At 71.8% G+C, this 23,070-nt stretch carries 13 protein-coding genes and 1 pseudogene; 8 read left to right on the top strand and 6 right to left on the bottom strand.

Translation table 11 applies throughout. The features are described 5' to 3' along the window. Positions 1 to 611 precede the first annotated feature (611 nt). On the bottom strand, positions 612 to 2,267 hold the full coding sequence (locus ABZ851_RS12075; protein ID WP_361125205.1) for an amidohydrolase: 1,656 nt from the start codon (positions 2,265 to 2,267) through the stop codon (positions 612 to 614). Between the two features lie 57 nt (positions 2,268 to 2,324). After that, positions 2,325 to 2,765: an Lrp/AsnC family transcriptional regulator gene (locus ABZ851_RS12070; RefSeq protein WP_026170119.1), complete on the bottom strand. Its 441-nt coding sequence runs from the start codon at positions 2,763 to 2,765 to the stop codon at positions 2,325 to 2,327. Between the two features lie 209 nt (positions 2,766 to 2,974). On the opposite strand from ABZ851_RS12070, the gene ABZ851_RS12065 reads away from it, so the two are divergent. Then, positions 2,975 to 3,403, top strand: a complete 429-nt coding sequence (locus ABZ851_RS12065) for a hypothetical protein (protein ID WP_361125203.1) — start codon at positions 2,975 to 2,977, stop codon at positions 3,401 to 3,403. Positions 3,404 to 3,448: 45 nt separating this feature from the next. Here the strand turns inward: ABZ851_RS12065 and ABZ851_RS12060 are convergent, their stop codons facing one another. Together ABZ851_RS12060 and ABZ851_RS12055 are read right to left on the bottom strand one after the other, a co-directional pair. Further along, positions 3,449 to 4,558, bottom strand: a complete 1,110-nt coding sequence (locus tag ABZ851_RS12060; RefSeq protein WP_361125201.1) for a phosphotransferase family protein — start codon at positions 4,556 to 4,558, stop codon at positions 3,449 to 3,451. Continuing rightward, a complete protein-coding gene (locus ABZ851_RS12055) occupies positions 4,555 to 5,694 on the bottom strand; it encodes a hypothetical protein (RefSeq protein ID WP_361125199.1) in 1,140 nt (379 codons plus the stop codon). Before ABZ851_RS12055 ends, ABZ851_RS12060 begins: the two co-directional genes overlap by 4 nt. A 251-nt stretch (positions 5,695 to 5,945) precedes the next feature. On the opposite strand from ABZ851_RS12055, the pseudogene ABZ851_RS12050 reads away from it, so the two are divergent. Together ABZ851_RS12050 and ABZ851_RS12045 are read left to right on the top strand one after the other, a co-directional pair. Continuing rightward, a pseudogene (locus ABZ851_RS12050) lies at positions 5,946 to 6,296 on the top strand (pyridoxal-phosphate dependent enzyme); the annotation flags it as partial. A 25-nt stretch (positions 6,297 to 6,321) separates the two neighbouring features. Further along, entirely contained in the window at positions 6,322 to 6,489 is a 168-nt protein-coding gene (locus ABZ851_RS12045; protein ID WP_361126268.1) for a hypothetical protein, read from the top strand. 151 nt (positions 6,490 to 6,640) lie between these two features. Here the strand turns inward: ABZ851_RS12045 and ABZ851_RS12040 are convergent, their stop codons facing one another. Beyond that, positions 6,641 to 7,813, bottom strand: coding sequence for an acyl-CoA dehydrogenase family protein (locus ABZ851_RS12040; protein WP_361125197.1), 1,173 nt, complete (start codon positions 7,811 to 7,813; stop codon positions 6,641 to 6,643). Positions 7,814 to 8,149: 336 nt separating this feature from the next. On the opposite strand from ABZ851_RS12040, the gene ABZ851_RS12035 reads away from it, so the two are divergent. The 3 genes from ABZ851_RS12035 (at position 8,150) to adh (ending at position 12,619) form a co-directional block, all read left to right on the top strand. Beyond that, positions 8,150 to 9,430, top strand: coding sequence for a glycoside hydrolase family 18 protein (locus ABZ851_RS12035; RefSeq protein ID WP_361125195.1), 1,281 nt, complete (start codon positions 8,150 to 8,152; stop codon positions 9,428 to 9,430). A 272-nt stretch (positions 9,431 to 9,702) separates the two neighbouring features. Then, positions 9,703 to 11,028, top strand: coding sequence for a GAF domain-containing protein (locus tag ABZ851_RS12030; protein ID WP_361125193.1), 1,326 nt, complete (start codon positions 9,703 to 9,705; stop codon positions 11,026 to 11,028). A 67-nt stretch (positions 11,029 to 11,095) separates the two neighbouring features. Next, positions 11,096 to 12,619 carry an aldehyde dehydrogenase gene (adh, locus tag ABZ851_RS12025; RefSeq protein ID WP_361125191.1) on the top strand — a complete coding sequence of 508 codons (1,524 nt, stop codon included), beginning with the start codon at positions 11,096 to 11,098 and terminating at the stop codon, positions 12,617 to 12,619. Positions 12,620 to 12,697: 78 nt separating this feature from the next. Here the strand turns inward: adh and ABZ851_RS12020 are convergent, their stop codons facing one another. Then, positions 12,698 to 14,065, bottom strand: a complete 1,368-nt coding sequence (locus ABZ851_RS12020) for an MFS transporter (RefSeq protein WP_361125189.1) — start codon at positions 14,063 to 14,065, stop codon at positions 12,698 to 12,700. A 1,061-nt stretch (positions 14,066 to 15,126) separates the two neighbouring features. Here ABZ851_RS12020 and ABZ851_RS12015 point away from each other — a divergent pair. Both ABZ851_RS12015 and ABZ851_RS12010 read left to right on the top strand, forming a co-directional pair. Further along, positions 15,127 to 21,222 (top strand): acyltransferase domain-containing protein, encoded by a 6,096-nt coding sequence (locus ABZ851_RS12015; RefSeq protein WP_361125187.1) that lies wholly within the window; start codon positions 15,127 to 15,129, stop codon positions 21,220 to 21,222. Further along, the gene (locus ABZ851_RS12010; protein ID WP_361125185.1) at positions 21,219 to 23,039 is read left to right on the top strand and encodes a non-ribosomal peptide synthetase; all 1,821 of its coding nucleotides are present in this window, start codon (positions 21,219 to 21,221) and stop codon (positions 23,037 to 23,039) included. Before ABZ851_RS12015 ends, ABZ851_RS12010 begins: the two co-directional genes overlap by 4 nt. The last annotated feature ends 31 nt before the right edge of the window (positions 23,040 to 23,070 follow it).

The raw sequence follows: 23,070 nt of genomic DNA, 5'->3' as shown, positions 1-23,070 counted from the left end.
GGATGACGGATATGGGGTGCACAAAAGGTGAAGGGGCACCGGGCGGGGCCGCGGTGCGGAGAGCGGGGCCGCGGGCGGGGCCGCGGTGCGGAGAGCGGGGCGCGGTGCAGAGAGCCGGGGCACCGGGCGAGGCCGCGAGCGGGGCCGCGGCGCGGAGAGCGGGGCCGCGGTGCGGTGCGGATAGGGGCCCGGCGCCCTTCGGGCCGGCCTGGGATCCGCTGGCTGCGGGTCGACCGAAAGCCGTTGTCTACTGAGCGTCCGGGCCCCACCCGGGTCGCACCTTCCCCCAAGCTCCCACGGAGCAGGGAGGGACCCCCATCCGGCCGAAACGCTCCGTTGTCCCGTGCCGCTGGTGCTGGACCTGGCTCCCAGTGGTGGTGTGCCCCAGTGGCGCACCACCCCATGGCCCAGCTGCGTTCGACGACTGCGCGGAGGTCTCCCGGTCGGACGTCCTGGTGGTGGACTCGGCCGAACCTACCGGCCGCCGACCGTCTGCTGTCAACAGGTGCTGCACCTGCGTCGTTTCGCGTCGCCCCAGGTCAGCCGCGAGCGCCCCCAAGTGAGGCAAGGAGCGGCAAGCGCAGCCCGCACCGGCACCTGCCCGCGCGATGTCACTCGTTCGGCGGCCCGAAGACGGTTCGCCCGCCGACGACCGTGGTCAGGCACACCGGGAGGTCGTTGCCGGGGGTGAGATCGGGCAGGCCGGGGGTGCCGGAGCGGGGGTCGGTGGACCAGCGCTGCACCCGCTCGTCGGGGGCCTGGACGATCAGGTCCCCGGTGCGCCAGACCGCGTAGTCGGCGGGGGCGCCGGGCACCAGGACGCCCGCGTCGTCCCGGCCGATGGCGCGCCAGCCGCCACGGGTGTGGGCGGTGAACGCGGCGCGGGCGGAGATGCCGTGGGCACGGGTGCGGTGGAAGACGGCGGCGCGCACCGTGCCCCAGGGGTCGAGCGGGGTGACCGGGCTGTCCGACCCGAGCGCGAGCGGGACACCGGCCTTGAGCAGCGCGGCGTAGGGGTTGAGCGTGCGGGCCCGCTCGGCGCCCAGGCGGGCGGCGTACATGCCGTCCTCGCCGCCCCATGCCGCGTCGAAGGCGGGCTGGACGGAGGCGGTCAGGGCCAGGTCGGCGAAGCCGGCGAGGGTGTCCTCGGTGAGCATTTCGGCGTGCTCGACGCGGTGCCGGGCGGCGCGGACCCGGTCGAGGCCGACCCGGTCGGCGGCGGCGCGTACTCCGGTGACGACGCTGGTCAGGGCGGCGTCGCCGATGGCGTGGAAGCCCGCCTGGAGCCCGGCCTCGGTGCAGGCGGCGACATGGGCGGCGACGGCCTCGGCGTCGAGCTGGGCGGTTCCGGTGTGGCCGGCGTCGGCGTAGGGGGCGTGCAGATGGGCGGTGTGGGAGCCGAGCGAGCCGTCGGCGAACAGATCGCCCGCGGCGCCGAGCGCCCCGAGTTCCCTGATCCGCTCCGCATCCTTTGCGGATGCGATCAGCTCGGCCCAGTAGCCGATGACCCGGGGGCCGTTGCCTTCCCGGGCCAGGGCGAGCAGCCCCGTGAAGTCGTCCTCGCCGGAGATGTCCGGACCGGCGCACTCGTGGACGCTGCCGATACCGAGCGAGGCGGCGCGGGCGAGCGCCGCGGCCTGGGCCTCGGCCCGCTGGGCGGGGGTGACGGTGGCGTAGGCGGCCTTGCGCGCGGCGTGATGGGCGGCACCGGTCAGCGGGGCACCGTCGTGGAACCCGTCCCGGTCGCGGATGCCGGGGACCAGATCCAGCAGGGCCGTGGTCACGACGGCGGAGTGCACGTCGACCCGGGTGAGGTAGAGCGGGCGGCCACCGGTGGCCTCGTCCAGTTCCGTGCGGGACGGCGGGCGCCCCTCCGGCCAGACGCCGGCGTCCCAGCCGTGCCCGAGCAGGATGCGGTCCGCCGGGCGCGCGTCCGCGTAGGCACGGATCCGGGCGAGCGCGTCGGACAGGGTGCCTGCCCCGACCAGATCGAGGCCGGTGAGCGCGAGACCGGTTGCCGTGGTGTGCACATGTGCGTCCGTGAAGGCCGGCGTGACGAGCGCACCGTCGAGCGGGATGACCTCGTCCACGCCCTCGGCGAAGGAGTCGGCCGCGCCCTCCTCCCCTACCCAGGCGATGCGGTCGCCTTCGACGACCATGGCGGTGGCGAAGGGGTCCGCGGGGCTGTGCACCTCACCGCCGCGCAGCAGGACGGTGCGCGGCCGGGAAGGGTGCTTCCGGGCCGGGTGGGAAAGGGGCTCGCTCATACCGGACAGTTTGGCCCCTGCGGACGGACGGGCCGCGCGCAGGGGGGCGCTCGCCGGTCAGATGCGCGGCGGCCGGGCCTCGTAGGGGGTGGAGAGCACGACCGTGGTGCGGGTCGACACACCGGCGAGGGTCCGGATGCGGGTGAGCAGGTGCTCCAGCTCCAGCGGGGTGGCGACCCGGACCTTGAGGATGTAGTTCTCGTCGCCGGCGACGCTGTGGCAGGCCTCCAGCTCGGGGACCTCGGCCAGGCGGTCGGCGATGTCGTCCGGGGCGCTGGGGTCGAAGGGTTTGACCGAGATGAAGGCCGTGAGCGGCAGGCCCACGGCTTCGGGGTCCACGATGGCGGCATAGCCCCGGATGACACCGCGCTGTTCCAGGCGGCGCACCCGCTGGTGCACCGCCGAGGTGGACAGGCCGGTGGCCTTGCCCAGGTCGGTGTAGCTCATCCGCCCGTCCTTGACGAGCAGATCCACGATTTGTCGGTCCAACTCCTCCACCCGCTCAACCTACTGCGCGCGGGGGCGTATGCGCACCGTGCGCCGGATCGTGGACACCCCCACGCCGGCTCATGTGACCAATGCCACACATGCGATCCGGTGTCGGGGGGGTGCCCGCGATTATGCGTGCGGCACGAAGGGAATTGCTGCTGGTGGCCGGGACCGCCCGTCACAGGAAGTCAGCGGTACGACCGACCCACCCGAGGGGGATGGACATCATGCGACGCCTTGAGCAGGACTCCGCTGCCGCGAACACCGGCGCCCAGGAGGGCGACGGTCCCGGCGGCCCGGGCGACGACGGTGCGGACGTCGACTCTTTCGACACCTACGAGATCTACCGCGTGACCTGCCCGGACTGCCTGCAGCCGATCGCACTGCTGGCGGACGAGGACGCGCTTCCCGAGCACGCCCTGTGCGCCTCTCCGTGGAACCCCTTCGGCCTGACGGTGTGCCAGGGCTCCGGGCGGACGGTCTCCGAGGCCGCCAGGACCGCCGACACCCTGGACGCCCAGGAGCAGGACGCGGCCGTGCTGCTGACGCTCCCGGAGAGCCTGGACTGGCGCCGCCAGCCGTTCTCGCACCTCGGCGGGCCCGGCACCCGGCCGGTCCGGGTGCCGCGGATGCGCCCGCTCAGCTGAGTGCGCCTGCCGGCCCCGGCCGGCAGGCCCGTACGCCGCCCGGTCTCACCAGTAGCGGCGCTCGATCATCGCTTCCAGGGTCCCGCGGTGCAGGATCAGCGCATCGGCATCGGCCGGGACCGGGATTTCCCCGAAGTGGACCTGGCGGTAGGCCACTCGCAGCATGACGATGGCGTGCCGCAGGGCCGCGTAGAGGGTGTGGAACTCCATGGCGCGGGGCCGGTGTCCGGTGAGCCGGGCATAGCGGTCCTCGACGCGGTCACGGCGCAGGAATCCGGGCAGCCCCCGCTGGCCGCCGCTCTCGGTGAGGTCCTGGAAGAAGCGGTGGAGAAAGACCATCCAGCCCAGGTCGAGTTCGCGGGGGCCGAGGGCGGCCATCTCCCAGTCGAGTACGGCCGCCGGCTCGAATCCGTCGTAGACGATATTGCCGATCCGGGCGTCACCCCAGGTCAGAACGGTCTCCCCGGGGTCCGCCGGCCAGAGGTCGGCCAGCCGGGCAAAGCCGCGCTCGATCAGCGGGGAGCGGGGGCGCCCGTCAACCACCCAGCGGTAGTAGGCCTGTTGCGCCTCCATATGACGCCGCAGCGCGTCTCCCGTGCCGGGGGTGGCGAGGAAGCCGGCGGCGCCGGAGGGGACTTGGTCGTGCAGGCGGGCGAGGACCGACACGCTGGCGGCCTCCAGCCGGGCGCGCTGGGCGTCGGTGGCGTCGTACAGCCAATTCCCCTCGTACGTATAGGGCATGACGTCCGGTGGGACGCGGCCGGCGGCGCGCGCCATGACGAAGAACGGCGCGCCGAGGTACGCCGGATCCTCTTCGAGCCAGAGGGTACGGGGTACGGGCAGGTCGGTGTGCGCGGCGACCAGGCGCATGGTGCGGTACTGCCGGGCCATGTCGTAGCGCGGGAAGACGGTGTACGCGGCGGGGTCGGCGGCGAGGCGCAGTGCGCAGGAGCGGGGGGTGCCCTCCGGCCCGGACGGCGGCCGGGGGTGGTCGATGTCGAAGAGCAGGGTCTCGCTGGACATGCCGTTGGAGTCCGGTACGGACGGGGAGACGGCGCGGGCGCCGGGGAGCCGGGTGCCGAGCCAGGCGGTGAGCCGGCGGGCCAGCGCTTCCGGGTCGCGGGTGGTGGTGCGGGGCCGGGGCGCCGTGCTCACTTTCCGGCCTCCTGGGCGACTGAGTCATAGCCGGTGAAGCCGCTCGGGTCGTGCCGGCCGAAGCTGCCGTGCTCGAAGATGCCGTAGCCGGTCCGGCCGTCGAGGGTGAAGCGGGCGGCGTGGTCGGTGACTCCGTAGGCGGCGAGGGGGTGGGCTGCCGGGTCGGAGAGGTCGTAGCTGCGGCGGTCGGTCCAGCCGCGGCCGCGCCAGGTGCCGTGCTGCCAGTCGTCGGCGCTCGCCGGAGGGTAGCCGGCGCCCACGGCGAGGGGCGAGGAGGTGAGGATCTCGGCGGTGAGGTCGAGGGGTCTGCGGGCCGGGTCGGTGAGATGGATGACGGCGCGTTCGGGGTGGCGGGTGCCGGGGCGGTAGCTGATGTCCGTGTGCGGCCAGCCGAGTTGGGTGTCGTGGACACCCTCGCGGACCATGGTGGCCTCGTTCAGGGTGCGGTGGCCGTCGGCGTCCTCCTGGACGATGACCATCACGAAGCGGTCGTCGAAGCGCACCGGGCACCAGATCCAGTGGAAGCCCTCGGGCCGCAGCTCCTCAGCCGCCCGTCCGCCGTCCTCACCCGCGATCGGGCGTACGCCCCAACTGCGGTCGCGGGTGCCGGTCCACTCCCCCGCCGTGACGGCGAGCTCCTGCCCGGCCACGCGGATGCTGCCGCTGCAGGTGCCCGCCTGGACGAACCGCCGGCCTTCGAGCAGCAGCCGGTCGCCGCGGTACTGGGTGTGGTGCGGCTCCCAGGTGGCGGGGAACGCCGCGGTCCAGGTCAGGTCGTACGCCAGGCCGTCCGGGTCGTCGGGGTCCGCGGCGCAGGTCAGCCGCAGGCGGGTCAGTGGCTCCTCGACGGTGATGGCGAGCGGGCCGACGGTGAGGGTGAGGCGGTCGTCGGTGAGCGCGTCGGAGGCCCGTACGGCGTGCAGCCGGTCGCCGAGGCGGAGGGTGGCAAAGGCGTCGATGACACCGGTGTTGGGGTAGACACCGAGGCCGGCGATCAGCAGGGCGCGGCCGGAGTGGTCCATGACGTGGAAGATGCACCGGTCGTAGGCGTTGCGGTCGCCGGTGGCGACATGCCGCATGGACAGCGGGACCTGGTGGATCGGGTACTCGTCGAGCGCGATCGGGCGGTCGGGCACGGTCTCCTCCTGGGCGCGCGGGCGTCGGTGCGTGGGCCCGGTCCGGGCCTCCACAGCGGGAGTTGACGGTACGTCAGCTCAAGACGGACGACCAGACCCGCGAAATGCGTAGCGGGCAAACATCTACTTCACCTGTTACCTTTCGGGGTCGATGCCCGACCGGCCCCGTTGCGCCACGGTGACCTCACGACCTCCTCTGCACTGCCTGCGCTGCGCCCGCGTCGCGGAGGGCTTCGCCGGGTGCCGGACCTGTGCCGCGGAGGGCATCGGCGGCAACACGGTGCCGCCGCTCGCGGACCTGGCCGGCGTGGACCTCACCGGGTTCCGGGCGCGCCGTGGGGTCTGCCGACGGCGCTGCCGGTCTGTGGACCGCCGGTCACACCGGGAGAGGGCACACCCCCCGCATCCGACTGGGGACGAGCCCGGAGCGGACCCGGCACGGCGCGCCCGCCGGGGAGTTGTGGCTGAAATACGAGGGTGGGAATCCGACCGGCTCCCACGAGGACCGGGCAATGGCCGTCGGGGTGGCCGCGGCGGTGGCAGCCGGTGCCGGCACCGTGGTGGCCGCGTCCTCCGGCAATGCCGGGGCGGCGGCCGCGGCGTATGCAGCGCGGGCCGGGGTGCGCTGTGTGGTGTTCACCCACGAGAAGGGGCCGGCCCCACGGTGGCTCCCTCGGGGAGGAGCGGCCCTGCCGGCAGGGGCTCGGCGCGCTGTGGCACACCGCGGGGACGGCCGTGGCGCTGGACGACGAGGCGATCGGGGCGGCCACGGGGCTCAAGGGGCTGATGGGCTGAGGCCGGGAGGCCCCAGGGTCGGGCGAGCGGACCGACGGGGCGGCACGGACGCAGGCGAGGAGCGTGCGGGGCGCGGGGGCGGCGGGCGAGGCCGGGCCGGCGGGCGGACCCGCCCCGGAACCGTCCGGGCCCGCCTCCGCCCCGCCTCCGCTCAGCGCGTCTCGGGGCCCGCGAGATGGCGGGCGATGACCATCCGCTGGATCTGGTTGGTGCCCTCGACGATCTGCAGGACCTTGGCCTCGCGCATATAGCGCTCGGCCGGGAAGTCGAGGGTGTAGCCGTAGCCGCCGAGGAGCTGGACGGCGTCGGTGGTCACCCGCATCGCGGCGTCCGTGCAGAACAGCTTGGCCATCGCCGCTTCCTTGGAGAACGGCAGACCGGCGTCGCGCAGCCGGGCGGCGGTGAGATACAGGGCGCGGCCGGCCTCGATCTGGGTGGCCATGTCGGCGAGCATGAACCGCAGGCCCTGGAAGTCGACGATCGGGCGGCCGAATTGCTGCCGCTCGGCGGTGTAGGCAAGCGCCTCGTCCAGCGCGGCCTGGGCGACGCCGACGGCACAGGCCGCGATGCCCAGGCGCCCGGAGTCCAGGGCGGACAGGGCGATGGCGAAGCCCTGCCCCTCGTCCCCGAGGCGGCGGGAGTCGGGGACGCGGACGGCGTCGAAGTGCAGCTGGGCCGTCGGGGAGCCCTTCATGCCCATCTTGCGCTCGGGCGCCGCTGCGCTGAGGCCTTCGGCGTCGCCGGGCACGAGGAAGGCCGTGATGCCGTGGGCGCCGCTGCCGCCCGTACGGGCCAGCACGGTGTAGAAGTCGGCCACGCCTCCGTGGGTGGTCCAGGCCTTGGTGCCCTCCAGGCGCCAGGTGTCGCCCTCCCGGGTCGCCCGGGTGGTCAGGGAGGCGGCGTCGGAGCCCGAGGAGGGCTCGGAGAGGCAGTACGCGCCGATGAGTCCGCCGCCGAGCATGTCCGGGAGGTGTTCGGCGCGCTGCTCCTTGGTGCCGTATCCGGCGAGCGCGTGGCAGGCGAGGGTGTGCACGCTGACGCCGAGGCCGACGGTGAGCCGGGCGGCGGCGAGCTCTTCCAGGACCTGGAGGTAGACCTCGTAGGGCTGGCCGCCACCGCCGAATTCCTCGTCGTAGGGCAGCGAAAGCAGTCCGGATTCCGACAGCAGGGTGAAGGTCTCACGCGGGAAGTGGCCGGCGTCCTCCTCCTCGGCGGCCGTTGGCCTGATCTCGCGCTCGGCGAGCTCGCGTACGAGGGTCAACAGGTCGCGGGCTTCCTCCGTGGGCAGCCTGCGGTCCACCGGCCGGGGGCCGTACTCGGTCATGGCGGCGCTCTCCTCCCTGTCGGGCGCTGCGGCGACACGCGCAGGGTGGGCGGCGGCGCCGGTTTCGTCGTGCCAGGCCGATGATCGCTTTCCGGGTCGCGGAAGGCGATGACCTGCGGCGGTGGCGCTAGGAGTATGCCCGATCGGCGGCCCCGCGTCACGGGTTGATCATCACGGCCTGCGGGAAACGGCCCTCGCACCTCGCGGTCACCGTATTGGTCCGAACCATTGACGCACTGGTCTAGTCCTTCTACCTTCTCCCCCAACGTTCAACGCGTTCATGCCAATTCGGACGCAGGTCAGGCTCCACCCCTCGCCCCCCTCCGAGGAGACAGCATGCTCAGACCGCACCGGATGCGTTCACCACGCACAGTGATCGCCGCTGCCACCGCGCTGTGCACGGCGGCACTGGCCGGCACCCTGCTCGCCGGACCGGCCGCCGCCGACCCGGCCGGCGCCCCCGCCGCACCCCGCCCGTCGGCCGCCGCGCCCGCCCCGAAGCCCGCCGCGGCGGGCAGCAAGGTCGTCGGATACTTCACCAACTGGGGTGTCTACGACCGCAATTACCACGTCAAGAACGTCGAGACCTCCGGCTCGGCGGCCAAGCTGACCCACATCAACTACGCCTTCGGCAACGTCCAGGGCGGCAGGTGCGCCATCGGCGACTCCTACGCCGACTACGACAAGGCCTACACCGCCGACCAGAGCGTCGACGGCAAGGCGGACACCTGGGACAACGGGGCACTGCGCGGCAACTTCAACCAGCTGCGCAAGCTCAAGAAGCTGCACCCGGACCTCAAGGTGATCTGGTCGTTCGGCGGCTGGACCTGGTCGGGCGGCTTCGGTGAGGCCGCCAAGAATCCCGACGCGTTCGCCCGGTCCTGCCTCGACCTGGTCGAGGACAAGCGCTGGGCGGATGTCTTCGACGGCATCGACATCGACTGGGAGTACCCCAACGCCTGCGGCCTGACCTGCGACACCAGCGGCCGGGACGCCTTCACCAAGGTGATGCGGGCCCTGCGGTCGGCGTTCGGCCGGAGTGGTCTGGTAACCGCGGCGATCACCGCGGACGCCTCGGCCGGCGGCAAGATCGACGCGGCCGACTACGCCGGCGCGGCGCAGTACGTCGACTGGTACAACCCGATGACGTACGACTACTTCGGGGCCTGGGACGCCAAGGGCCCGACGGCGCCGCACTCCCCGCTCACGGCGTACAGCGGCATCCCGAGGGCCGGTTTCAACAGCACCGACACCATCGCCAAGCTCAAGGGCCTCGGTGTTCCGGCGGGCAAGCTGCTGCTGGGGATCGGCTTCTACGGCCGTGGCTGGTCGGGAGTCACCCAGGATGCGCCGGGCGGCAGCGCGACCGGCGCGGCACCGGGCACGTACGAGGCCGGTATCGACGACTACAAGGTGCTCAAGGGCCGCTGCCCGGCCACCGGCAAGGTCGGCGGCACCGCCTACGCCAAGTGCGGCGACCAGTGGTGGAGCTATGACACCCCGCAGACCATCGGCACGAAGATGGCCTACAAGGACGCACAGGGCCTGGGCGGCACGTTCTTCTGGGAGCTGAGCGGTGACACCGCGGGCGGTGAGCTGATCAAGGCGATCAGGTAGACGGCAGGAGCGGAACCGGGCGGGTGGGAGGCGGCGGCCTCCCACCCGCCTGCCCGTCGTACGGCAGCGGCCGGACCCGGCGGCCGCGCCCGTCGCCGGCACGGCCGCGCTCGCCGATGACGGCTGCGCGCACGGTGACCACGGTGACGGCTGCGCACGCGGTGACCGTGGTGACGCCCGTGGGTGACCCGGCGCGCCCGCGGGGTTTACGCTCCCGTCCCGTACGAGCACCATCGCCCGTAAGGGACGAGCCGCAGGTGAAGAGGTGACACGTGGTCAACCCTTGGCTGGCGATGGAGACCGGTACCGATCCGGTGGAGCGCACTCGCACGGTGCGCCGGGCCCATGCCGCCTTCCTCAGCGACGGGACCGTGGCGCCACCGGTCCGCCGGGTGGTCGCCGACTCCTGGCGCCGCTCCGCCGACGCCCGGGCCGCGGCGGACGGCGCCGCGCCCATCGAGCTGGACGAGGCCGCCCTGGGCGCCTACCGGAACGGGCATCCGCTGGCCCGCGCGATGCCCGTCTTCCGGGAGCTGCTGGGCAGTTTCGCGCAGGACGGCGCGCATCTGCTGGCCGTCTGCGATCCGCAGGGACGGCTGCTGTGGGTGGAAGGGCACCGCGGGGTGCGGCGCAGTGCCGAGCGGATGAACTTCGTGGCCGGCGCCCGCTGGGACGAACGGCACGCCGGCACCAATGCCCCGGGCACCGCGCTCGCCGCCGATCACGCCGTGCAGATCTTCGCCGCCGAGCACTACAACCGGCAGGTGCAGCGCTGGACCTGCGCCGCCGCCCCACTGCACGATCCGCGGACCGGACGGCTGCTGGGCGCGGTCGACATCACCGGCGGCGATCATCTGGCGAGCCCCCACAGCCTGGCTCTCGTCCAGGCCACCGCACGCGCCGCGGAAGCCCATCTCGCCTCCGATGTATACGAGTTGGGCGTCTGCCTGTCGGCGCTCGGCCGGGACGAGGCGCTGCTGGTGGTGGACGGGCAGCGGCTGCGGCTCGGCCGGCGGCACAGCGAGATCATGGTGCTGCTGGCCCGGCACCCCGACGGGCTGACGGGTGATCAGCTCTCGGTGCTGCTGTACGGCGAGCGCGAGATGCACCCGGTGACGCTGCGGGCCGAGCTGTCCCGGCTGCGCCATCTCGTCGGCACGCTGCTGCGTTCGCGTCCCTACCGGCTGAGCCGGCCCGTCGAGACCGATCTGTCCGCCGTCGGGGAGGCCTTGGACGCCGGGGAGGTGCGCTCCGCGCTGGGCGCGTACCGCGGCCCGCTGCTGCCGCTGTCGGAGGCGCCCGGTGTGCAGCGGCTGCGCGGCGCGCTGGAGGACCGGCTCCGGCGTACGCTGCTCGCCGCCCGCGACCCCGCGCTGCTGCGCGAGTGGTCGCGCACCCCCTGGGGCGAGGACGACCTGGAGGTCTGGGAAACCCTGGTGGACACCCTCCCGGAACGCTCCCCGGCCCGCAGCGCACCGATGGCGACCGCGGACCGGCTGCGCGCGGCGTACGGCCTGACGACCGGCGCCTCCTCGCGTGCCGTGCCCGCGCCCGCCGCCGCGCGCGTCGCAACCTTCACGCAACCTCCCCCGCCATAGCCTGCGCACAACGCCCGTCACACGGGAGTGGCGGGCACCGCGCCGAGAGCGATTGGGAGGCCGCACCATGGCCCGTTACGCCAGCCCGGGTTCCGCCGATGCCGTCATGAGCTACCTGCCCCGCTACGACCACTGGATCGGCGGCGAGTTCGTGGCGCCCGCACTGGGCCGGTACTTCGAGAACCCGACCCCGGTCAACGGTCAGCCGTTCACCGAGGTGGCGCGGGGCACCGCCGAGGACGTCGAGCGCGCCCTGGACGCGGCGCACGCGGCCGCGCCCGGCTGGGCCCGTACGGCCGCCGCCGAACGCGCCACCGTCCTCAACAAGATCGCCGACCGGATGGAACAGAACCTTCAGGCGCTGGCGGTCGCGGAGAGCTGGGAGAACGGCAAACCCGTACGGGAGACGCTGGCGGCCGACATCCCGCTCGCCATCGACCACTTCCGCTACTTCGCGGGCGCCATCCGCGCCCAGGAAGGCTCCCTGTCGGAGATCGACGAGGACACCGTCGCGTACCACTTCCACGAACCGCTCGGGGTCGTCGCCCAGATCATCCCCTGGAACTTCCCCCTCCTGATGGCGACCTGGAAGCTCGCCCCGGCACTGGCCGCGGGCAACGCCGTGGTCCTCAAGCCGGCCGAACAGACCCCCGCGTCCGTGCACTACTGGATGAGCCTGGTCGCGGACCTGCTGCCGCCCGGTGTGGTCAACATCGTCAACGGCTTCGGTGCCGAGGCCGGCAAGCCGCTGGCGTCCAGCCCCCGGGTCGCCAAGGTCGCCTTCACCGGCGAGACCACCACCGGCCGCCTGATCATGCAGTACGCCTCCGAACACCTGCGGCCGGTGACCCTCGAACTGGGCGGCAAGAGCCCCAACATCTTCTTCGACGACGTCTCGTCCGCGGTGGACGACTTCCACGACAAGGCGCTGGAAGGCTTCACCATGTTCGCCCTCAACCAGGGCGAGGTGTGCACCTGCCCGTCCAGGGCGCTGATCCAGCGCGGTCACTACCAGGACTTCCTGGAAGCAGGCGTGGCACGCACGGAGAAGATCGTCCAGGGTCATCCGCTGGACACCGACACCATGATCGGCGCGCAGGCCTCCAACGACCAGCTGGAGAAGATCCTCTCCTACCTGGACATCGGCCAGAAGGAGGGCGCCCGCGTCCTGACCGGCGGCTCCCGCGCCGAGCTCGGCGGCGAACTGGAGGGCGGCTACTACGTCCGCCCGACGATCTTCGAGGGCAACAACGAGATGCGGGTCTTCCAGGAGGAGATCTTCGGCCCGGTGGTCGCCGTGGCCCCGTTCAGCGACTTCGACGACGCGATCGGCATCGCCAACGACACGCTCTACGGCCTCGGCGCGGGCGTCTGGACCCGCGACGGCTCCACCGCCTACCGCGCGGGCCGCGCCATCCAGGCCGGCCGGGTGTGGACCAACTGCTACCACGCCTACCCGGCCCATGCGGCCTTCGGCGGCTACAAGCAGTCCGGGATCGGCAGGGAGAACCACAAGATGATGCTGGATCACTACCAGCAGACGAAGAACCTGCTGGTGAGCTACTCGCCGAAGAAGCTGGGGTTCTTCTAGAGACAGCAGAGCAGGCGCCTGACCCGGGCTGTTGCCCGGCAGGCGCCTTCGCTCGGTCCGCTCAGGCCAGGGCCCGGTTCAGGTGGTGGCTCCGTGCTGGTCTTGACGGCCTGTCAGGGCGATGAACACCGCTCCGAGCACACAGGCGATGCCGGCCGTGAGGTAGGCGAGGTGGTAGCCGGTGAGCTGGTCGCCGGCGGTGGCCGCGACCAGGACCATGACCGCCACTCCGACGCTGGCGCCGATCTGCTGTGCCACGACGTTCACCGCCCCGGCGACCGCGTGCCGGTCCGGCTCGACGCCGGTGAGCCCGGAGGACGTCATCGAGGGGAAGTTCAGTCCCTGGCCGATGCCGCTGATCACCAGGCCGGGCAGCACGTGCAGCAGGTAGTTGCCGTCGTGCGGAGTGGTCATCCACAGCGCTGTTCCTCCGCCGATCAGGACGAGCCCGACGACCATCAGCGTGCGCGGCGTGTACGTGGCCAGCAGGCGTCCGGTGACGAAGTTGGCGGTGAGGAACACACCCGCCGACATCGGTACCAGTGCGAGACCGGACTGGAGCGGGGAGTACTTCAGCATCTCCTGGAGATACAGGGGCGCGAAGAACAGCATCCCGACCGAGGCCGTGTACTGCAGGAACGCTGCCAGGCTCGCGGCCCGTACCGAGGCGATCCGGAAGAGGCCGAGGGGAAGCACCGGGTCGGCGGTGCGGTGTTCACGCACGACGAAGAACACCAGGGCGGCCACTGCCACGCAGAGTGCGCTCCAGGCCGGCGTGCCGGTACTGCTCGCGCCGACGACCACCAGGGTGAGGCCGAGAGTGCCCGAGATCGCACCGGGCAGGTCCAGCCGGCCGCCGCGCCCGACACCACCGGGCAGCCCGGCGCGCGTCACGGACAGCACGGCCAGCCCCAGGATCACCGAGAACCACAGCACCGACCGCCAGCCGAGGAACTGGGTCAGTACACCGCCCAGCAGCACCCCGCCGCTGAAGCTCGCCGCGCCGACCGCGGCGTACACGCTGAGGGCTCGGTTACGCGCCGGGCCGGCCGGAAACACCTCGGTGAGCAGGGCCAGTGCGGCCGGACCCGACAGGGCCGCGCCGATGCCCTGGACCGCCCGCGCACCGAGCAGAACGCCGGTGTCCGGCGCCGCGGCCCCGGCCAAGGCGGCCACCGTGAACAGGGCGACACCGCATTCGAAGACCCGCCGTCGGCCGAAGACATCGGCCAGTCGGCCGCCCACCAGGAGGAAGCCGGCGAACGTGACGGCGTAAGCAATCATGACCCACTGGAGGGTGGCTTCGTCCAGAGCGAAGCGTGCTCCGACGGACGGCAGGGCGGCATTGAGCACCCCGAGACCACTCACGTCCAGTGCGAGCGCCCCGGCCAGCGCCCCAAGTGCCAGGCCCGGCCTGTGCCGTGGCATCACCGCGGTACTGGTCATGCGGGCCTCCCGGGGAACTCGCCGTCACGGATCGGGCCGACGGCTGTCCGAAAGGGGTGGCTGAGCCGTAATCGGGCGGACACGTCACCCACCACCGCTCTGGGCGTACCGGGTCGTGCGGTCACCGGTTTCATGATTTTCATGCCGAGCAGCTTGCAGCGCCGCCCGACCGCTGTCCAGCCCGGCCCGACGCGTATGCCACCGGAGCATCGCTCACGAAGCCGGCCCCGCCTCCCGTCGGCTGAGGCACGGTGACAGGCGCGCAGCGCACTTCCGCACCGGGCATCCTTCTGCGCTTTCGCCACAGCCGGCTCCACGCGCCACGAGAAAGACGATTGCGCGGCAAGAGGGCGAACCAGTCACCCGGGGGCCAAATCAGGCCAGTGCACCTTCTGACCCACAGACCACACTTGTTTCACCATTCACAGGGTGGCAGTCTGAAGTTCGCCGGGCTGGCGAGCACCTTGCGATGCGGTTCACGCCAGTCCGCATCATTCTTCACCCGGGAAATGGATCTTGACGCTGATCTGGCAGTGATTGTGGAGAAGGAGAGTTCCGCGTGCACGTCCCCGAAGGCCGTGCAGTCGCGGATCGAATTGACCAGGAAATGGACGATGCAGGCCGGTAGCCGGGCTGCCGGGCAGCGGTCCTGAATCAGATCGCGATCTGATTCAGCCACGACGATTTAACGGGGGAACGGGTCGGGTGCAGGTATCAGCTTTTCTCCAGCCATACGTTCCTGTCCGGAACGGGACAGCCTGCCCAGCAGGCCACGGATCCCCTTGCCCCTGACCGGGATTCCTCGTATTCGGCTGCACTGCGGCACCCGACACGTCGAAGCAACGCTTCCGTGGCATGAGCCATCCCCGTGACCAGCTGTTCGGGTACCGACTCACCCTTTCGAGAAGCATCGGCCCCGGCCATGCCATCGGCACGGCCGCAGGTGCGCCGCAACCACTCCCCGCCCGCTGCCGGCACAGCGCAGACGGAGTTCCTGAGCACCTTTTCCTCCGGCCGAAAGCTTCATCAGTCCCTTCCCTCCGCCCCGCTGAGGAGCCGTAATGCCCCAAGAGCACGCAGCACGAGATGTGCATGCCATATCAGAGTTTCTGCTCTCTCGCGTTGTTGAGCTGTTGGACTTGCCCGAGGGCGCGGTGGATCGCTGGGCACCGATGCACCAGTACGGCCTGGACTCGCTGAAGTTGACGACTCTTGCCGCCTCGTTATCCGAATTCCTCGGATGGAAAGTTCCGGTCACCTGGATGTGGCAGTACCCGACGCTCGACGAGCTGTCCCGTGCGCTCGTCGAGGGTCCCCGTGCCGCGGAGACCACCACCGCGGGCAACGACCGTCGTACGGCCTCACACGAACCCATCGCGATCGTGGGTATCGGCTGCAGGTTCCCCGGCGGACCGGACCCGTCCGCGTTCTGGCAGCTCCTTGTCGAGGGCGGCGACGCCGTCGGCCCGGTGCCGGCCGCGCGACGCGACCTCCTGAACGACACGGTGCGGTGGGGCGGGTTCATCGACGGCATCGACCGTTTCGATCCGCTGTTCTTCGGCATCTCCCCCCGCGAAGCCGTCCAGATGGACCCGCAGCAGCGTCTGATTCTGGAGCTGGCCTGGGAGGCGCTGGAGGACGCGGGGGTGGCGCCCCACAGCCTCGTCGGCAGCGACACCGGCGTGTTCATGGCCTCCTGCTGGGGCGACTACGCCGCGCTGGCGCACTATCGCGGTCCTGACAGCCAGATCACCCCGCACACCGCGACCGGCATGCACGACGGCATCATCGCCAACCGCGTCTCCTACCTCCTCGGCCTGCAGGGCCCGAGCATGGCCATCGACGCCGCCTGCGCCGGATCGCTGGTCTCGGTGCACGTGGGATGCCAGTCGATCTGGATGGGCGAGAGCGAGCTGGTGCTGGCCGGCGGCGTGAACCTGAGCTTCGTCTCCGACTACTACACCGCCATGGACCAGATGGGCGCCCTCGCTCCGGACGGCCGCTGCAAGTCGTTCGACGCCCGGGCCAACGGCTACGTCCGCGGGGAGGGGGCCGGCGTCGTCGTGCTCGCCCCGCTCAGCGTGGCGCTCGAGCGCGACCTGCCGGTGTACTGCGTGATCAAGGGCAGCTCGTCGAACAACGACGGGCTGAGCAACGGCATGACCGCGCCGAACCCCCAGGCGCAGGAGAAGATGCTCCGCACCGCGTACCGGCGGGCCGGCATCAAACCGTCCCTCGTGGACTACATCGAGTGCCACGGCTCCGCGACGCCCCTCGGCGATCCGATCGAGGCCAATGCCATCGGCGCGGTCCTGGGCGGTGACCGCGCGGAGCCCCTGCGGCTCGGTTCCGTCAAGTCCAACGTCGGGCATCTGGAAGCGGCGGCGGGCATCGTCGGCCTGGTCAAACTCGCCCTGTCGATGCGCAACGGCGTGCTGCCGCCGAGCCTGCACTACGCCTCGCCGAACCCGCAGATCATGTTCGACGAGTACCGCCTCACCGTCCAGGACCGGCTGACGCCGTGGCCGAGACGGTCCGACGCGCGCCGAGGAGGCGTCAGCTCGTTCGGATTCGGCGGCGCGATCTGTCACGTCGTCGTCGAGGAGCTGCCGCGCCCCGAGAGGTCACTCCTCCTGCTGGCCGGGGACTCCCGGGAGGCGCTGGCCGAGCAGGCCCTGGCGCTGCGCGAGGAGACGGACCTGCGGGCACTGTGCAGCCGGGCACCCGGCGAGGGCAGGTTCCGGCTCGCGGCCACCGCCCACGACATGACCGAACTCAGGGCGCAGCTGCATGCCTTCGGTACCGGTGCGACGGCCGCCGGGGTGAGCGTCGGTGAGATCACCGAACGCCGGCCGCGGGTGGCGTTCCTCTTCTCGGGCAACGGTTCGCAGTGGGTGGGCATGGGCAGACAGCTGCTCGCCGGTATGCCCGTGTTCCGACGGTCCATGATGCGCTCCGACAAGCGGATGCGCGAGCTGCTGGGCTTCTCGCTCGTCGACGAGTTGCTGTCCCCCGACGGCCGCATCGACGACATGGACGTGTTCCAGCCGCTGCTGTTCTCCCTGCAGGTCGCGCTGGCCGACGCCTGGCGCTCGCTGGGGGTGGAGCCGGACGTCGTCGTGGGGCAGAGCGTCGGAGAGTTCGCCGCCTCCCACATCGCCGGCGCGCTCGGCTTCGAGGACGCCTCCCGCCTGGCCGCCCACCACGGCCGGCTCCTCCAGCAGCTGGCCGTCGGACGGGGCGACGGCATCGTGGTCATGACCGGTGCGGACGACGTCAAGCAGTACCTGAGCGGCGGGCTCACCGTTTCCGGCTACAACGGGCTGAACTCCACCCTGGTCACCGGCACCCCGCAGGAGATCGACGAGCTGAGCCGGCGGCTCACCGACGACGGCGTCACGAACCACCGGGTGCGAATGGGTCACGCACCGCACTCGCCGCTGGTCGACCACGTCCTCGCCCCGCTGAGGACCGAACTCGACGGCATCACGCCCCGGAGCACGCGCATCCCGATGATCTCGACGGTCACCGGGAAGCTCGTCGACGGCGCGGAGCTCGGGCCTGACTACTGGGCGGACAACCTGCGCCAGGAGATCCGGGTGGTGGACGCCCTGACGAACCTGCGCGACCACGACATCGACGCGGTGATCGAACTCAGTCCGCACCCCGTCCTGCTCAAGTCCGTGTCGGAGATCCTGACGGCGACCACCCTGCCCTCGCTCCGGCGTGGCGCCGACGAGGCCTCGACCCTGCTCGGCTCGCTCGGCGTGCTCTACACCGCCGGCCTCCCGGTCACCCCCGGCCCGTTCACCGCGGGCGACCGGAGACGGCACGTCACCCCGGGACGGGGCGAGGCCGCGGCCGACGAGCAGGTGCATCTCGTGCCCGTCACGGCGCGTACGGCGGCCGCGCTGACCGACACCTGCCGTGAGCTGTCCAACCATGTCGAACGCGACACGGGCCTGCGGGTTTCCGACCTCGCCTACACACTGGCGGCAAGGCGTACCCACCACAGCCACCGGATAGCGCTGTTCGCCCGCAACCGTCAGGACGTCCTGGACGGACTCGCCCGGGTCGCCGCCGGTCAGCCGCACACCGACATCGTCACGGGCACGGTCGCCGGCAACGGTGACCGGCGGGTGGCGCTGGTGTTCTCCGGCGGCGGGACGCAATGGGTCGGCATGGGCCGGGAGCTCATGCGCCGGCACGCCGGCTTCCGTACGTGGATGCACGCCTGCGACGCCGCCGTGCGCGCGGCCGGCGGCTGCTCGGTGCTCGACGAGCTCGCCGCCCCGGCCGACCGGTCCAGGTTCGAGGAGATGGACTTCCAGCAGCCTGTGCTGTTCGCCTTGCAGGTCTCGCTGGCGAAGGTCTGGCTCGAACTCGGCATCCAGCCGACCGCCGTGGTCGGGCACAGCCTGGGCGAGGTCGCGGCCGCCCATATCGCCGGCACGTTGTCGTTGGACGACGCCGCTCGCGTCGTCGTCGCCCGGTCGCACCTGCTCGAACGGGAGGCGGCCGCGGGCGCCATGATCTCGGTCGACCTGCCCGAGCAGGAGCTGCTGCCGAGGATCGCCCCGTACGCCGAGCAGGTGGCCATCGCCGTGGTGAACAGCCCCACCAGCGCGGCGGTGTCGGGCTCGCCCGACGCCATCGGCGCCCTGGAGGCCGACCTCCTGCGAGCCGGGATCTCGACCCGCAGGATCCGGGTCGAAAGGCCGGTGCACAGCCCCGGCATGGATCCGCTGATCCAGCCGCTGCGCGAACGCATCGACGGCATCACCCCGCTGACGCCCACCCTCGCCTTCCGCTCCACGGCACTGGCCGACACGGTGAACCCGGTCACCGACGTCGACTACTGGGTGCACAACCTGCGCAACCAGGTCCGGTTCGCCGAGACGATCGGTGCCCTGGTCGAGGACGGCGTCGGCACCTTCATCGAGATCGGCCCGCACGAGACCTTGCGCGGCGCGGTCGAGGAGATCGCGCTGTCCCGTGGTGCCCAGGTGCACGCGGTCAACTCCCTGCGCCGCGGCGAAAGTGACATCCGCTGTCTGCTGGGGGCCGCCGCGTCCTTGTACGTCAGGGGCCTCCCGTTGACCTTCGACTCGTTGTTCGCCGACGACGTCGAGGTCGTGGAGACCCCGCTCGTGCAGTGGCAGAAGGACCGGTACTGGCTGGACACGGCCCCACACCCCCGCGTCGGGCCGGCGCCGGTCGCCGCGACCGTGGCCGAGCCGGTGGCCGCAACAGTGACCGATTCCGTGGTCGCGACGGTGGCCGAGCCCGCCGTCGAGAGCGTGGCGAACAGGCCTCTGGAGGAGGTCGTCCTCGGTGAGATCGCCGACGCGGTGGGCGTGCCGGCGAGCACGTTCGGCGAGGGCGCGAGCCTGCGCGACTTCGGTCTTGACTCGATGCTGGCGCTCCGCCTCGTCAACAGGCTGCAAGCGCTGTTCGGGCAGCGGGTGTCGCCGGTGGTGTTCCTGGACGGCCGGACCATATCCGAGGTCGTCGACCACCTCATCGAGGTGATCGGCCGGCCGACGGTGACCGCGGCGGTCGACCGGGCACCGGCCGGGGAGGTGGAGCCGGCCCGGGCGCCGGAGCCGGCGCCGGAGGAGGTCGTGCCGACGGCCGTGGTCGTGCCGACGCCGGAGCCGGCGGCCGAGCCGGCCATGACGTTCCTCGACGAGCTGTCCGAGTTGGACGCCGAGGAGCTGGTGGAGGAGCTGGCCGCGCGCGGGTTGCTGGACCCCACCGACGCACCGGCGATCGATCAGTTGCGGGCCGGCGGCCTCGGTCTCGAACTGGCACCGGCCTCGCACGGCCAGGCATCGCTGTGGTTCATGCAGATGGTCGCGCCGGACGCGGTGCCGTACAACTTCATGGTGGCCGCCCGGATCCGGACGGCGGTCGACGAGAAGGCACTCGACCGCGCCGTGCGGGCCGTGATGGAGCGGCATCCCGCGCTGCGCACGCTCTTCGTCGAGGCGGGCGGCAGCCCGTACCAGGTCATCCTGGACGAGCCGGTGTACGAGTTCGTCGTGGTGGACAGCACCGGCCGGGACGACGAACAAGCCCGCGAGGAACTGGCCGAGTACGGGCACCTGCCGCTCGACATGGACAACGGGCCGCTGGTGCGGGTGGTGCTGATGACCCGTGGTCCGGCGGACCACTACCTGCTGGTGCTCGTCCACCACATCGCGTCGGACGCGGCATCGGCCGACGTGATGATCCGCGAACTCCAGCAGAACTACGAGGGCGTCGGCCCCGCCGCCGGCGGACCGGCCGCCCCCTACACGGAGTTCGTCGAGTGGGAGCGGCAGTGGCTGGCCGGCCCGGCGGCCGACGCGGCACTGAGCTGGTGGTCGGAGAAACTGGCCGATCCGCCCGCCCACCTCGACCTGTCCACCATGGAGCGGCCTCCCGGCGTCACCTACGAAGGCCGCGACCTCACGTTCCGCTGGAGCGCCGAAGAGACCCGGCTGCTGCGGGAGTTCGCGGTACGCGAGGGCGTGTCGATCAGCACCGTCGTGCTGGCCGGTTTCTTCGCCACGCTCAACCGCGCGGCCGGCACCGAGGACTCCGTACTGGCCACCGCCATCGCCCAGCGCGGCGAACCCGGCTGGGAATCCGCCATCGGCTACTACCTGAACACGGTGCTGGTGCGTGCGAAGCCCGCCGGTGACCGCAGCTTCCGCGACCTGCTGCGCGAGGTCCACGCCTTCTCGCTCGGCCTGCTGGAGCACATGAACTACCCCCTCGACCTGCTGGCCTCCCAGCTGAAGCCGCCGAGGGCCGAGGGCCGCTCCCCGTGGTTCGACGTGGTGGTGAACTGGCTGTCCTCGGACGCGTTTCCCCGGTCCGTCAAGCTCTTCCACGGCATCGGAGAGACCATCACGCCCGACGGCGCCCTGCCGCTCGAACCGCTCCAGGTACGCAGGCACCTCGCCAAATTCGACCTGGAGATCTCGATGGCCGACATCGACGGCGAGGTCGCCGGCCACATCCAGTACAAACCGAGCTACCTGGAAAGGCAGACCGTGACGGCATTGCTCGCGCTCTACCGCACCGTGCTCTTCGACTCGATCGCCCGCCCCGGCCTGGCACTCCAGGACATCGCCCCGAGCGGCTGCCCCGAGGAGACGGACCGGTGACCACAACCCTGCACTCCGAGTTCCTTGAGCAAGCGGTCAAGAACCCCGACGCGCCCGCCGTCTACTCCGACGCCGGCGTCGTGACCTACGGCGACCTGGACGAGCGGTCCCGCGTGCTGGCCGAACGGCTCGTCGCCGACGGCGCGGGACCGGGTGTCCCGGTCGGCATCTGCATCGAGCGCACCCCCGACCTCCTCGTCGGCATCCTGGCCATTCTGCGCGCCGGCTCCTGCTACGTCCCCCTGGACCCGAAGTATCCGTCCGAGCGACTGGCCTTCATGGTCCAGGACAGCGGGACCCACCTGCTGCTGACCACGCCCGCGTCCCGGGCCGGCTGCCCGGCCGGCCCGACCGTGGTCGTGCTGGGCGAGACCGTGACGACCGAACCCGGCGAGCAGCCCGTGCCGGTCGTGCCCGGCGACACCGCGTACCTCATCTACACCTCGGGATCCACCGGACGGCCGAAGGGCGTGGCCATCCACCACAGCGGCTGCGTTGCCATGCTGTCCGAACTGGACCGCATCCTCGAAGGCTGCGATCTGAGCGGCGTCTCGGCGGCGAGTTCGGTCTGCTTCGACATGTCCGTGATGGAGATCTTCGCCGCGCTGTGCCGCGGCGGCGCCGTCGTGCTCGTGGAGAGCGCCGTCCACCTGCCGGAGAGCCGGTACGCCGACAAGATCACCCACCTGAACGTCGTCCCGTCGGTGATGAACGGCCTGCTCGACGCCGGATGTCTGCCGCCGAACCTGCGCACCGTCGTGTTCGGCGGCGAGCCCCTGCGGCGCAAGCTGGTGGAACGGACGTACCGGGAGACCGGCGCCGACCGGGTCTTCAACGCCTACGGTCCCACCGAAGGAACCGTCTTCTGCTCCTTCGGGCCGGTGCCGGAGGGCGGGACCGGTGAGCCCTCGATCGGCACGCCGTCGGTCAGCGCCCGTGCGTACGTGCTCGACGAGAATCTGAAGCCGCTGCCGGCCGGCGTGCCCGGCGAGCTCTACATCGGTGGTGCCGGCCTGGCCCACGGCTACGTCAACCGGCCCCGCACCACGGCCGAACGGTTCGTGCCGGACCCGTTCCTGGACGGCGCACGCATGTACCGCACCGGTGACGTCGTCACGCTCACCGACGACGGTGAACTCCGGTTCAACGGCCGCACCGACCACCAGGTCAAGCTGCGCGGCCACCGCATCGAACTGGAAGAGGTCGAGGCCCGGCTGACCGGCTGCCCCGAGGTCCGGGAAGCCGCCGCCGTCGTCCGGGGCAACCGGCTCATCGGCTACGTCGTGCCCGAGGACGACCCCCGGGACAGCGTCCGGCTGGACGCCGTCCTGCAGGCCGCCCTCACCGACAAGCTCGCCACCCAGCTGCCCGATTACATGGTGCCCGGCACGATCGTGTTCCTGGGCGCACTGCCGCTGGCGCCGGGCGGGAAGCTCGACCGCACCGCGCTGCCCGAGCCGCCGGCCGCCGACACCGACGGGCCCCTGGCGGCCGCCGGCACGCCGACCGAGGTGGCGCTGGCGGAGATCTGGGGCCAGCTGCTCGACCTCGAACCGTCGAGCATCGACGTCCGGGCCGCCTTCTACGACCTCGGCGGCGACTCGCTGCTGCTCGTCCGGCTGGCCAGGCTGATGACCCGGCGGTTCGACCGGCGCGTCCGGGTGCCCGACCTCTTCAGCTTCCGTGACATCTCCTCCCTCGGCCGCTGGCTCGACGAGGAGAGCGGCGCCACCCCCGAGGTGGTCCAGTCGGCTCGCCTGCGCGCCCACACCCGGCGCGCCGCCCTGCGCGGCCGCGGCGCCGCCACCGGCCGCTGAGCCCCCCACTCGACTCGAAGCAGGAGCCTTT

Source organism: Streptomyces sp. NPDC047049, assembly GCF_040643995.1.
Lineage (GTDB): Bacteria > Actinomycetota > Actinomycetes > Streptomycetales > Streptomycetaceae > Streptomyces > Streptomyces mooreae.
This window is presented reverse-complemented; position numbering and strand designations above follow the sequence as displayed.